The following is a 13,882-nucleotide window of genomic DNA, read 5'->3' as shown; positions in this document are numbered from 1 at the left end:
GAACAACTTTTATCTATTTTCATTAAATAAATTTAAACGGCTCTGTGTGAATTTTAGATTGAATAAATTCAACAGGTAGCTTTTTATCCGCGCAAAGCTTCATCATTTTCTCTGCAACACCTTTAATCATTACCTTTTCAACATGGTGTCCAGGGTCTACAATGCTAAGTCCTTGAACTTCCGCGTCCTGTGCCATATGGAAGCCAATATCTCCTGTTACGAATACGTCCGCGCCAGCAAATTTAGCTGAATGGATATACTTATTACCGTCCCCACCAACTATAGCAACCTTTTGTACAATCCCGTCTACTGGACCAACCGCGCGCACACAAGGTACCTCTAATTGAGTTTTCACAAATTCAGCAAATGCACGTAATGTCATTGGCTCTTTTAGTTTTCCAATTCGACCCAGCCCTTGTTCATTCGTACTAATATCCATCTGGAAAAGATCATAAGCAGGTTCTTCATAAGAGTGTACATTTAACATTGCTTTTAGTACTTTATTTTTAATAGTTTGCGGGAATACCACTTCTATTTTTTGCTCTTGCTCGACATGAAGATCCCCTACTTCACCAACTGTTGGATTGGCACCTTCTAAACCACGGAAGCGCCCTTCGCCAGTCATTGAATAACTACAAGAATCATAGTTACCCATTCGCCCTGCTCCTACTTTTGCCAGTGCTTCACGCATTTTTTCTGCACCTCCTACAGGCACGAATACTGCAAGTTTCATCATTTTTTCTTCGTATGAATGCTCTAAAATTTGACGGTTTTGTAATTGTAGTGCGTCTGCTAACAAATCATTCACACCACCTTGAGCTACATCTAAATTCGTATGAGCTGCATAAACTGCAATATCATTTTTCAAGCATTTTTCATAAAGTGCGCCTTGTGGGTTATCTGTACGCAAATTTGAAAGCTTCCTGAAAATCGGTGGGTGATGCGCAATAATAAGCTCACACCCCTGCGCAATGGCTTCATCTACGACTTCATGTGTTACATCAAGCGTAACTAAAACTTTTGAAATAGATTTGTTTAGCGTACCAATGGCTAAACCAATTGGATCATTCGGCATACATGCGTATTTTTTCGGTGACCATGATTCAAATAATTGGATAATTTCATTTCCATTTACCGTTCTCATGCAATTGCCTCCTGAACAAGTTCAATTAAATGCGCTAGTTCTTGATGCTTCGCTTCGTTTTCTGGTGTAGGTTCGGCCGCCGCAATAGCTTGTTGCACACGTTTCCAGTTAGCGACTTCACGTGACCATTTTTCAACAAATACAGGTGATTTACTCACCATTAATTTGGGTCCAAGTAAAATTTCTGCTTCTGTTAACTTCATTGGGCCTCGCTGTAATACAAGTACTTCATAAACTTTGCCGTCCTCTTCTAAAATCACTTCATCTTGTAATGCCCAACCGTGTCCTAACGCCCATTCACGGATAGTTTTTGCGTGAATATTTGGCTGTAAAATAAGACGTGTGACAGTCTTTAATGCGTGTGGATGTTTCTCTAAAATCGATACGATTAACGGTCCACCCATACCTGCAATCGTCACTGCAGAAACCTTGTCTGACTCTTCAACTGCCGCTAAACCATCTGCCATACGCACGGTAATTTTTTCTGATAATCCTTCTGTACGAACTTGGCGTACTGCCGATTCATAAGGACCTTTTACAACTTCACCTGCAACCGCACGCGCGGCAATTCCCTTATGTACTAAATAACATGGTAAATATGCATGATCACTACCAATATCTGCAACAATTGCGCCAGTTGGGACGAAAGATGCCACCTTTTCTAGTCGCTTTGAAAGTTTTTGAGCGTTCATATTTTAAAGTTCCTCTTTTCTATTTCACAAGTTACTTTCATTATATAAAAAAATACGCAAAACGTCTCGTATTGAAGGATTTTCGGATATTAAAAAAGTGTAGAAGTAGGATTTCTCCGTTTTCTACACCTAAGTCGATATTATAAACCAGAAATATACTCTGCTACAGCATCTGCTTCAGCTTCTGTTTTAAGTACAGCAGGCATTGCGCCGCTTGGTGAACCATTTAAAGCATAATCTTTAATATGATCAGCATCTAAACCTACGATTGATGGACCCATACCGCCAGTTAAGTCACCACCGTGACAAGAAGTACAGCTATTTTTAGCAATTTCTTCACCGTTTAATTCAGCTGTTTCGCCTGAATGATCTCCGTCCGCACTATTTTTATCCGATGCACCTTCAAATGACATGAAGAAAATTAGTCCAATACCGAATGCCATGATAAGTACGTAAGGAATAAGTGGATTGTTTTTCATTGCGTTCCCCTCCCTCATAAAATATTCTAATTCTAGCCAGACTATCGCCTGGTAAACAATACTAATTGTACTGCATTCTGTATAAAACGAAAAGACCTAACGCACAAGTTTTACTAGCTTTGTAACATTTTTGACAATTTGTTATTATCCTTTCAAGATATGTCTTGCAATAACCATTTTTTGGACTTCGGATGTACCTTCTCCGATTTCTAATAGCTTTGCGTCACGCATATAACGTTCTACTTCATACTCTTTCATATAACCGTAACCACCGTGAATTTGAATCGCTTCATCACATACTTCCATGGCCATCTCAGACGCAAAGTACTTCGCAATCGCGGCTTCCTTACCGAATGGACGCCCTTGGTCTTTTAGCCATGCTGCTTTATAAACAAAAGTACGTGCTAATTGTATTTTTACCTCCATATCGGCTATTTTAAACTGAGTAGCTTGAAAATCGGCTAGTGCTTTTCCAAATTGTTTACGTTCTTTTGCATACTGTACAGCTTTATTTAAAGCTCCTTGTGCGATTCCTACTGCCATCGCTGCAATTCCAATACGTCCACCGTCCAATGTCGTTAAAAATTGTTTGAAACCGTTTCCACGAACTCCCAGTAAATTTTCTTCTGGTACTTGTACATTTTCTAATATTAACTCTGTTGTATTGGACGCATTTAAACCCATTTTCTCGTACTCAGATTTGATTGTAAAGCCTTGTGCATCGGTTGGTACTATGATTGCACTAATTTCTTTTTGGACGCCTTGGCGGTCAGTAATTGCGGTTAACGCTAGGTGCTTGGCGTAACTTGCATTCGTAATGAATACTTTGGAGCCATTAATGGAATAGTTCCCGTTTTCAAGCTTTGCTGTAGTTTCTGTCCCTCCAGCATCGGAACCTGCATTTGGCTCAGTTAAACCGAATGCCCCAAATGATTCACCCGTACAAATAGGTGTTAAATATTTTTGTTTTTGTTCTTCTGTCCCAAATAAATATAGAGGAGCTCCCCCCAATGAAATATGTGCAGAATATGTAATTCCCGTTGAAGCACATACTCGGCTCAGTTCTTCTGTTACTATAGCGAAGCTTATGGTATCAGCACCTGCTCCCCCATACTGTTCCGGAAACGGTAATCCCATAATGCCCATTTCCGATAATTCTTTAAAAATATCTACTGGAAACGCCTTCGTCCGATCTCGTTCAACTGCTCCTGGTGCTACAACTTCATCCGAAAACTCTCGTATCATTTTCTGTAACATACTTTGCTCTGTCGATAAATCAAAATGCATATTCTTCATCCTCCCAGTCAACAAATACTTACACTTTCATTCTAATAGAAAATTAGGTGTTTTTACAGGAAATAAATGAATTTTAGAGTAAATAATTATAAATACGAAAGGGGATGAATTATATTATCATGTACCTTTAAGCTATTTCAAAACTCCTTTTTCAAAAATATCTTTTTCATTTAATGTGTATTGGTCCATAAATTGAACGATTTCTAGTATTTTCAGCGTTACCCAATCTAACTTTATCAATTCATAAACACCTTCTTATTGATACAATTTATAATAAATATACGCATTAGCTAATAGCGTATGTTTTTATTTATTTGAATCACATTGATTTGAATTAAAAAGCATAGGGCTATACTTTTTTGATTCCCGAATTGGGCATGCCAAAAGTAAAGTTTGCTCTTGTAGCAAATGATTTTTTAAGAAAGTAACTAATTTGGGTTATACATTAGTACTTGTAGATTGTCTGTTAAATGATCAAAATATGGAAGCTTACCTCTTTCAGAAAAAGAGTAGCTACTTTAAAAATTGTTCTATTTTTAAATTTTATAATTATAAAAAATAGATCCACGCTGAAATTATAACGATTAACCCTAAGACCCCTGAAATCGTAAAATAGATCGTTTTCATAATGATTCCACTCAATAGCCAAAATACACAGTTAACAATAAGCAAAGTGTAAAGCATCACATTGTTTCCTGCAAAATACGCGGTACAAATTTTCAGGGTAATTCCTAGTGCTGCTAATGCTGTCGCCAATTGTAACATTGTAGCTAATAAGTTATTTTTCTTTGCAAAATAAATTGCACCCATTAAACAGCTCACTGCAAATATAGCTGCAATAGCTATTACTACCCACTCGTATTGAATTGTAAATAACAATAAGATAATGATTGCTGCTATGATTGGGAAAAATGTAGCAATTCCCCATTTTCTTCGCTTTTCTACACTGTGAACCGCATTTTTCGCATTGCCAATACTTTCTGGTTCATTATTTCCTTCTGAATACAACGTCATTAAGAAATCACAGTAATGCTCTGGTAACAGTTTATTTTGTTTCCAAAATGTAATCTCATTCATAATAATTTGCTTTTTCGGATTTGACATAACATTTCCCCAAATCTACTTAATATGTATTGATGTACCTAATATTGTAAGTAAATTAAACTGTTCACACATCAGCATAAAGTAACAACATTCAATGCACGATTCGCTACTTTCCAACTATAAATACGTATTATTATAAACAAAAAAGATGAAGAAATTTTTGGTTTCCTCATCTTTTTTAATCATTTTATTCTAAGAAATCTTTTAATCGTTTTGAACGAGATGGGTGACGTAATTTACGTAATGCTTTTGCCTCGATTTGACGAATACGTTCACGTGTAACGCCGAAAACTTTCCCTACTTCTTCTAACGTACGTGTACGACCATCATCTAAACCGAAACGTAAGCGTAATACGTTTTCTTCACGGTCTGTTAATGTGTCAAGCACATCTTCAAGTTGCTCTTTTAATAGCTCGTATGCTGCATGATCAGAAGGAGATTGTGCTTCTGAGTCTTCAATGAAGTCTCCTAAGTGTGAATCATCTTCTTCACCAATTGGCGTTTCTAACGATACTGGTTCTTGAGCAATTTTTAAAATTTCACGAACTTTTTCTGGAGTTAAATCCATTTCTTCACCAATTTCTTCTGGAGATGGCTCGCGACCTAAATCTTGAAGTAATTGACGTTGTACACGGATCAGCTTGTTAATTGTTTCAACCATGTGTACTGGAATACGGATTGTACGTGCTTGGTCAGCAATTGCACGTGTGATTGCTTGACGAATCCACCACGTAGCATAAGTTGAGAATTTGAAACCTTTACGGTAATCGAATTTTTCAACCGCTTTAATAAGCCCCATATTCCCTTCTTGAATAAGATCTAAGAACAACATACCACGACCTACATAACGTTTTGCAATCGATACTACAAGACGTAAGTTTGCCTCTGCTAAACGTTTACGTGCTTCTTCGTCGCCCTGCTCAATGCGTTCTGCTAAACGTACTTCTTCTTCTGCAGAAAGTAAATCAACTCGGCCGATTTCTTTTAAATACATACGAACTGGGTCGTTAATTTTAACACCTGGAGGAACACTTAAATCATTTAAATCAAAAGCTTCTTCACTAGATTCTTGCTTCGTTAATGATTCTTCTTCAAATTCTTCTTTTCCTTCAACTGTTACATCTTGTTTTTCAATTTCGTCAGCAAAGTTGAAAATTTCTTCATTTTCTAATTCAAAAAATGACAATGTATCTGAAATTTCCTTCATTGACATTTCGCCAATTTGCTTTGCTTTTGCTAAAATTTGTTTTTTTACTTGTTCTAATGAAACGCCGTTTACCACTGTATCTTTTGAATGTTTTGACTTGTCCGCCATAAACCTTCCTCCTTCTAAAACAGATCGCGTTATATGCCCTTTAATGATCTTGTTAACTGGATAATTTGTTGGGCAATTTCAAGTGCTCGTCTATGTTCGTGCATCTTTTCCGCTTCTTTTTGATCATGTATTAATTGCTCAATTTGCATTTTCACACGTCTTTTTTCGATATGTTTCATACAATCAATCACTTCGGCATCACCGTTTTCTGGATCACGATCAATATAAGCCGCTTCCATAACGATTTTTCGTAATTCATTATCATTGAGTTCCTCAACGAATCGGTGAAAATCTGCCATTTCATACTCTTCATAAAAACCAATTAAACGTACAAATACAGCTAAATACTCTTCATGAATAAAAGGCTTATTAATTCCCTCTCTCAACACTTTATTAACAATATTCACATCATGTAACATGTGAGAGAGTAACAAACTTTCTGCACGATCAGTAGCTGTTTTAGGTCGCGTCGTTTGAACAAGTTCAATCGGCTGCCTCAACGCATTTTGATTACGTTTTTGTTCTTTTGCACCATCCGCAACAATTTTTCTTAACTCTGTACTAATCGCTTCTTGAGAAATATTCGTTTCGTTTGCTAACTGACGAATATATAAATCTCTTTCAGTAGGAGAAGTGTTGTTTTTTAATGTTTCTAGAACTTCTTGAATGTATTGTAATGTATCATTTTCAAACTGAAAATTTTTACCACGCTTCGCATGCATCATCATAAATGCGATATAAGCGTGTGGTTTTTCGATTATTTGATTTGTAAAAGCTTCTTGACCATGCGTTTGAATATATTCATCCGGGTCAAGTTTATCTGGTAAAACGGCGACTTCAACTTTTAACTGCTCGTCATGGAGCATTTTTGCAGCACGTTTAGCAGCCTCAAAACCAGCATTATCACCATCGTAGCAAATCGTAACTTGCTGAACTAAGCGTTTGAGCTTTGTAATATGCTGAGTTGTTAGAGACGTGCCCATCGTTGCAACAGCATTATAAACGCCGGCTCGATTTGCAGATAAAACATCGATGAATCCTTCCATTAATACCACTTGCCTAGATTTCCGAATAGCCGCACGCGCTTTATCTAAATTATAGAGCACTTGACTTTTATGAAAAATTGGCGTTTCTGGACTATTTAAATACTTGGCTTCTTCGCCATCAGAATTTAAAATCCTCCCTGAAAACGCAATTGTCTTACCATTCTCATCACGAATCGGGAACATAATACGTCCTCTGAATCGGTCAAAATGAGAACCATCGCTTTCTTTTTGGATAATTAGCCCACTTTCAGCCATTTCCGATAAATCGTACCCTTTTCGTTCTAGAAGAATCGAAAGCGTGTCCCAATTTGGTAACGCCCATCCTATTTGATGAGTTTCTATTTGTTCACGCGTAAATCCTCTTTCAAGCAAATAATTTAATGCCGGCTCGCCATCTTCTGTATTCATTAATATATGATGATAAAATTCTACAGCAAAAGTATGTGCCTGTCGCATTTGTTCTTCTTTTTTTGAAAAAGGATTCGCCGTATCTGATTGTTCAGACTGTATGTCCAATTCGAGAGGAATACCTGCTCGTTGCCCTAACTTTACAAGTGCATCTGGAAATGCAATATGTTCGATATCCATAACGAATGTTATCGAATTCCCGCCTGCACCACAGCCAAAGCAATGGAAAATCTGTTTATCTTGTGACACGGAAAAAGAGGGTGTTTGCTCACCATGAAATGGACATAATCCAAAATAGTTGCGCCCTCTTTTCGTTAACTGCATATAATCGCTAATAACATCGACTATATCAGACTGCGAACGAATCTGCTCAATCACATGTTCAGGTATTTTCCCAGCCATATCATCACCATCTACACTATTCGAGATAATTTTCAATAATCCTCTATTTTACGACAAAAAATTAGATTATCATTGAACGTTCTCTATAAATAATATTTTTACCACAATTTTATTATTATAAAACAAAAAGCCTATTATCGCTATATATTTTTTAAAATTTCCACATAAAATAGCATTATTCGCACTTAAATAGCATTTCCAAAACGACTAAATTGATGAAATTGAACATTAAAACAGATTGTTTTCAGCAAAAAAACCTCCTCTAATGTTATAGAAGTGGTTTTTTTGATCTATTTCTGTTCATTTTCTAACAAATCTAAAATTTGTTGAGCCGTTTCTTCAACTGCTCGATTTGTCACATCAATAGATTGACATCCTATTTTATCAACAATTTTATAAAAATAGCTAATTTCTTGCTCAATTCTTATGGATTGTGCGTAAAATGCATCTTCCGTTAAACCAAGCGTAATCAATCGTTGTTTTCGGATATTATTCAACTTTTCAGGTGTAATGACTAAACCGAAGCATTTTTTCGGATCAATTTGCAATAATTCTTCTGGCATATCCACTTCTGGTACAAGCGGAACATTAGCTACCTTATACCTTTTATGAGCTAAGTATTGAGATAATGGTGTTTTCGACGTTCTTGATACACCAATTAATACAATATCCGCCAATAAAATCCCCCGTGGATCTTGCCCATCATCGTATTTGACCGCAAATTCAATCGCTTCAATTTTTTTAAAGTAATCGTCATCTAATCGATGAACAATTCCTGGTTTTTGTAATGGTCTTTCATCTGTTGAATGCTCGATTAAATCCAGCATCGAACCAAGTAAATCAACAACTGGCACATCTTGTTCATTTGCCAATTGTTTGATTGCTTTTCGCATTTGATTTTCAACTAGTGTAAATACGATGGTTGCCTCATTCGATACTGCAATTTGAACAATTTTATCTAACAGTTCCACACTGTTAATATGCGTAAATTTTCGAATACGTACTTTTTCGAAATTTGGACGAAATTGACTTACGACTGCTTTTACTGCACTTTCTCCTGTTTCACCAACAGAATCTGAAACAACAAATATCGTTAATTTTTTCAAAACAATCACCTATAATTCATGTGTTTCAGCTAGTGAAATGAATGCACGTGTAATACTCGTTTTTGTTAATCGACCAATAATTTGTAATCCATGTTCATATTCATTCACAACTGGCATCGAATCAATTTCACGTTCAATTAGTTTTTTTGCTGCTTCTATTAATGAATCTGAGTTTTGACAGTATGCGATATTTGGCATTCTCGTCATAATAATATGTACTGGCATTTTATTTAAATCTTGTGTACCAATACTTGAACGAAGAAGATCTTTTCGAGATAAAACCCCTTGTAAAAATTCATCTTTGTCCACAACAAAAAGTGTTCCGACATCTTCAGAAAACATATGGATGATTGCATCATAAATTGTCATGTCGTCTGGAACAACAACTGGTATCGATTGAAAATCTTTCACTTTTAAGTTTAGCATAGCTTCTGTAATGGCCATTGATGATTTTTTACCTGCATAAAAATAGCCAACACGTGGTCGTGCATCTAGAAAGCCCGCCATTGTTAGAATTGCTAAATCTGGTCTTAATGTAGCACGCGTTAATCCAAGGCGTTCAGCGATGTGTTCGCCCGTAATAGGACCATTTTCTTTCACAATTTGCAAGATTGCATCTTGACGTTTATTGAGTTCGATTGGACTCACCTGCTTCAAATAATGTTATACTTTTTCATTAATTATTATATACTATTTCGTTCTATATTGCGAAGAAAACAATCGCATGCTACAATATTAGTGAAGAACTGTATTGTTCTATCAATTTAATTTTATATTCAAGCAATGATGGGAAATATAAGTATCGAATACATTTAGCGAGTAGGGACAGTGGAAGCCTACAATTATTCGAGAAACGGCACCCTGAGCTTATTTTTCTAAAGAGGTTTTTATATATATTATAAAAACAAGCGGGGTGGAACCGCGGGTATATCGATTTTGATGCACTCGTCCCCGGGCATATTTTGTGCCCGGAGACGGGTGCTTTTTTATCTTGATTTGACGGGAGTTAAAAACCACTGCCAAATCAAGATAAGCCTCTGGCAGATGTCACAGATTTTTAAAGGAATTTTTTGAGTATCCTCCAAAAATTCTGGACGCGATTCTGCCAAGGCACAATCGAATAATTAGGAGGGTTTTTCATGACAGAAAAATCAATGGAAACTATCGTATCATTAGCAAAACATCGTGGGTTCGTATTCCCAGGTTCTGAAATTTACGGTGGTTTGGCAAACACTTGGGATTACGGTCCACTAGGTGTTGAACTTAAAAACAACGTAAAAAAAGCTTGGTGGCAAAAATTCGTTCAAGAATCTGAATACAATGTCGGTCTTGACGCAGCCATCTTAATGAACCCAAAAACTTGGGTTGCATCAGGTCACGTCGGAAACTTCAATGACCCAATGATTGACTGTAAAGCATGTAAAGCGCGTCACCGTGCAGATAAATTAATCGAAGACGCTTCTTTAACAAAAACAGGTAAAGAAATTATCGTTGATGGTATGACTTTCGACCAAATGAAAGCAAAAATGGAAGAGTTAGAAGTAGCTTGTCCAGAATGCGGTAAAATCGACTTCACAGATATCCGTCAATTCAACTTAATGTTTAAAACATTCCAAGGTGTAACAGAAAGTTCTACAAATGAAATTTTCATGCGTCCTGAAACGGCACAAGGTATTTTCGTAAACTTCAAAAATGTGCAACGTTCAATGCGTAAACGTACACCATTTGGTATCGCGCAAGTAGGTAAATCATTCCGTAACGAAATTACACCAGGTAACTTCACATTCCGTACACGTGAATTCGAACAAATGGAATTAGAATTCTTCTGTAAACCAGGTGAAGACCTTGAGTGGCATGCTTACTGGAAAAACTTCTGTAAAGATTGGTTATTAAACTTAGGTATGAAACAAGATTCAATGCGCCTTCGTGATCATGAAGAAGATGAGTTATCTCACTACTCAAATGCAACAACAGATATCGAATTCCGCTTCCCATTCGGTTGGGGCGAACTTTGGGGCGTTGCATCTCGTACAGACTTCGACTTAAAACGTCATATGGAGCATTCTGGTGAAGATTTCACGTACATTGATCCTATTACAAACGAACGTTATGTACCATACTGTATCGAGCCATCATTAGGTGCTGACCGTGTTACATTAGCATTCTTATGTGACGCTTACGATGAAGAAGTGTTAGAAGGTGACGACAAGCGTACAGTATTACGCTTCCACCCTGCTTTAGCACCATTTAAAGCAGCCGTACTTCCTTTATCTAAAAAATTATCTGAAGAAGCTAGCGATGTATGGGCTGACTTACGTAAGGCCTTCCCAGTAGACTACGATGAGTCTCAATCAATCGGTAAACGTTACCGTCGTCAAGACGAAATTGGTACGCCATTCTGTATCACTTACGACTTCGATTCTAAAGAAGACGGTCAAGTAACAGTACGTCACCGTGATTCAATGGAACAAACGCGTATGCCAATTGCTGATGTAAAAGCATACATTGAAAAACACTTACAATTTTAATTGAAACGAATGAGCTGCTTTCCCTATTTTTGGGCGAGCAGCTTTTTTTGTTCAAGAAATAGAACTAAATGAACATTATGAACAAAAATAAGGTATAATTTTCTGACAATCTATCAATGGGGGGATGGTTATGTTTTTTCAGTTAAAAGAAAAGCCTGTAAAATCGCACGAAACCTATGATAAAATTTTTGAACTTGTAAAAGCAGTACTCCATTTTGAATGTCCTGATCATCGTGCGAATCATCATATTTTATATACAGCGAATACGAAGCTAGAAAACTACCGAGAGGCAAGAGATTTTTATCGCCCATTTGATGATCCTTCGAGTGAATTAGGATTATTAAGTCGTGAAGCCTACCAATTGGCCACAAAAAAATACAATCAACTTTATACAATCATTCGTGGCTATATGCATTTATGTGAAGAAAACAAGCGTGAGCATTTCAATCATCATTTCCGTTTCCACGTACAAAAAATTGAAGCGATGTATAAGCTCTACGAAAACAAATCTGCTCAGCAATTGCTTCAAATAGAGGAACTTTTTTTCGAACGATTAAAGGCAGATTTAACCCCATTGTTAACGCAATTTGAATAATAAATAAAAGCCTAGAAAACATTCTATCAACGTTTTCTAGGCTATTTTTATTTTTTCATTAACGCCCTATTGGCTTCATGCATTTCCTTTAATCCCTTGAAGAATGGATAACGACTCGCTAAATATGATTCTTGATTTGTTCCCTCTTTTAGGTTCGTTAAATATTGGAGTGATTCATCGATACGCGTTTGAATTTCCGTGTTATCATTCGTTGTCATCCCATGACCTGGTACAAGCGTTTTAATCGCCTGCTTTTCAACAATCTGACTTGCTTTATGTAGAGTTTCATAATAGGCTTCCCAATCTGTAAAAAATAGAAACTCTACATCTGACAAATAATCCCCTGCTAGTAAAATTCCATACGGTTCAACAACTGTAAATAGCCCATCGTCCGTATGACCTGGCGCTAAATAAAATGTTAACGTCACATCACCAATTGAAATTTCCTGCTCATTTTTTTCAATAATAAAATCCACATTTGGATAAATAATTGGATATGTTCGTTCGATATAATATTGTGCATCAAATTGAGCAATTTCTTCTAACACACGCTCCGTGTCTTTGCGATTAACGAAGGCTTTAGATGCAATAACCTGGGCATCTGAAAAAGCACCTGCTGCTAATATATGATCAAAATCACTGTGCGTAAAAACAATTAAAAGTTGGCGATTCCCGATGATTTTATCGATATATTGCTGAATCGCTTGGATTTCAGTTGGTAACCAGGTTGGATCGGTCATAATTACAGCATCCTCAGTTTGAATAATCGCTGTCGTTGTTTGATACAGTACACTTTGAAAAACAGTTAGATGCTCATTTTCAAATTGAATCATTGCGTCGCTCCTTTTACAAAATAACGAAAGCCAGTCATTAGGGATTTGTTACCCTTTTGAACTGGCTACTTTCGAATATTAATTCGATGATTCGTCTGGTTTTCTATCCCGCGTTAATAATGGTGTTCGTTCTAATTGTTCAATAAATTTTCTCGATTTTAATCGGATACCCGTTTGTTCTTCATAGATAGTCGTCACAATTTTTTTAATGAATTGCTTCGTTTGCACTTTCAATTCTAGCTTTCCAACCTGATCGATTGGTACTGTATAAAACATGCGAATCAGTTTTAACTGTGTTGGAGAAAGACGAATAATATACGGATCTAAATGGAAACAACGGTGACAGATAAAACCACCTTGCGTAAATGAAAAAGCAAATTCTCCATCTACTGCCCCGCAATTTGCACAAGCATGTAAAATAGGTTGTACCCCTGCATACGGAAGCATTTTCCAATCAACGAATAGCGTAATTGCTTCAGGGTCATAACCTTCTTCAATTGCATTTAATGCTTGAATTAGCACTTCGAATGCAAATGGTTCTGGTGATCCTTCTTCGACGAGTCGATCTACTAATTCCGCTATATAACTCGCATATGCAGTTGCGACAATATCAGTTTGGATATGTCGCATCGAATTAAAATGCTCACCTTGTTGGAGCGTACCCATCCCAGTCGTTCGTTGTACTAAATAAGAGCCATGCATAAAAGGCTGTGTAACCCCTGCTAAGCGACTTGTTGGCTTTTTCGCACCTCGTGCCATACAAGCAACTTTCCCCGCTTCACGTGTCATTAATGTCACAATTTTATTGGATTCGCCATACGCACGCGCTCTTAAAACGATGCCTTCCCATTTATGTAGCATCTAAGCACTTCCTTTGTTTCGTTCGTATGTCTTATTATACATGAGAAAATAGCCTAATGCTCGCGTGCAATTC

Annotated in this window: 13 protein-coding genes; 2 read left to right on the top strand and 11 right to left on the bottom strand. The window is 36.8% G+C overall.

Features of this window, described 5'->3' with window-relative positions; translation table 11 throughout:
• Window positions 1–22: 22 nt before the first annotated feature.
• The 9 genes from DCE79_RS05140 to DCE79_RS05100 form a co-directional block, all read right to left on the bottom strand.
• Complete coding sequence (locus DCE79_RS05140; RefSeq protein ID WP_108712041.1) at window positions 23–1,144, bottom strand: Nif3-like dinuclear metal center hexameric protein; 1,122 nt, start codon at window positions 1,142–1,144, stop codon at window positions 23–25.
• Entirely contained in the window at window positions 1,141–1,836 is a 696-nt protein-coding gene (locus tag DCE79_RS05135; protein WP_108712040.1) for a tRNA (adenine(22)-N(1))-methyltransferase, read from the bottom strand. The genes DCE79_RS05140 and DCE79_RS05135 overlap by 4 nt, the downstream gene beginning before the upstream one ends.
• A gap of 140 nt (window positions 1,837–1,976) precedes the next feature.
• The gene (locus DCE79_RS05130) at window positions 1,977–2,315 is read right to left on the bottom strand and encodes a c-type cytochrome (protein ID WP_108712039.1); all 339 of its coding nucleotides are present in this window, start codon (window positions 2,313–2,315) and stop codon (window positions 1,977–1,979) included.
• 144 nt (window positions 2,316–2,459) lie between these two features.
• Window positions 2,460–3,602, bottom strand: coding sequence for an acyl-CoA dehydrogenase family protein (locus DCE79_RS05125; RefSeq protein WP_108712038.1), 1,143 nt, complete (start codon window positions 3,600–3,602; stop codon window positions 2,460–2,462).
• Window positions 3,603–4,160: 558 nt separating this feature from the next.
• Entirely contained in the window at window positions 4,161–4,715 is a 555-nt protein-coding gene (locus tag DCE79_RS05120) for a hypothetical protein (protein WP_108712037.1), read from the bottom strand.
• 187 nt (window positions 4,716–4,902) lie between these two features.
• On the bottom strand, window positions 4,903–6,030 hold the full coding sequence (gene rpoD / locus DCE79_RS05115) for an RNA polymerase sigma factor RpoD (protein ID WP_108712036.1): 1,128 nt from the start codon (window positions 6,028–6,030) through the stop codon (window positions 4,903–4,905).
• A 29-nt stretch (window positions 6,031–6,059) separates the two neighbouring features.
• The gene (dnaG, locus tag DCE79_RS05110) at window positions 6,060–7,886 is read right to left on the bottom strand and encodes a DNA primase (RefSeq protein WP_108714429.1); all 1,827 of its coding nucleotides are present in this window, start codon (window positions 7,884–7,886) and stop codon (window positions 6,060–6,062) included.
• A gap of 290 nt (window positions 7,887–8,176) precedes the next feature.
• Window positions 8,177–8,992: a pyruvate, water dikinase regulatory protein gene (locus DCE79_RS05105; RefSeq protein ID WP_108712035.1), complete on the bottom strand. Its 816-nt coding sequence runs from the start codon at window positions 8,990–8,992 to the stop codon at window positions 8,177–8,179.
• 9 nt (window positions 8,993–9,001) lie between these two features.
• Entirely contained in the window at window positions 9,002–9,640 is a 639-nt protein-coding gene (locus DCE79_RS05100; RefSeq protein WP_108714428.1) for a transcriptional regulator CcpN, read from the bottom strand.
• Window positions 9,641–10,131: 491 nt separating this feature from the next.
• On the opposite strand from DCE79_RS05100, the gene DCE79_RS05095 reads away from it, so the two are divergent.
• Window positions 10,132–11,520 carry a glycine--tRNA ligase gene (locus DCE79_RS05095; protein WP_108712034.1) on the top strand — a complete coding sequence of 463 codons (1,389 nt, stop codon included), beginning with the start codon at window positions 10,132–10,134 and terminating at the stop codon, window positions 11,518–11,520.
• A gap of 130 nt (window positions 11,521–11,650) precedes the next feature.
• Entirely contained in the window at window positions 11,651–12,115 is a 465-nt protein-coding gene (locus DCE79_RS05090; RefSeq protein WP_108712033.1) for a hypothetical protein, read from the top strand.
• Window positions 12,116–12,162: 47 nt separating this feature from the next.
• Here the strand turns inward: DCE79_RS05090 and DCE79_RS05085 are convergent, their stop codons facing one another.
• Together DCE79_RS05085 and recO are read right to left on the bottom strand one after the other, a co-directional pair.
• On the bottom strand, window positions 12,163–12,948 hold the full coding sequence (locus DCE79_RS05085) for an MBL fold metallo-hydrolase (RefSeq protein WP_108712032.1): 786 nt from the start codon (window positions 12,946–12,948) through the stop codon (window positions 12,163–12,165).
• A 78-nt stretch (window positions 12,949–13,026) separates the two neighbouring features.
• The gene (gene recO, locus DCE79_RS05080; protein ID WP_108712031.1) at window positions 13,027–13,809 is read right to left on the bottom strand and encodes a DNA repair protein RecO; all 783 of its coding nucleotides are present in this window, start codon (window positions 13,807–13,809) and stop codon (window positions 13,027–13,029) included.
• Window positions 13,810–13,882: the final 73 nt, after the last annotated feature.

The organism is Lysinibacillus sp. 2017, assembly GCF_003073375.1.
Taxonomy (GTDB): domain Bacteria; phylum Bacillota; class Bacilli; order Bacillales_A; family Planococcaceae; genus Solibacillus.
This window is presented reverse-complemented; position numbering and strand designations above follow the sequence as displayed.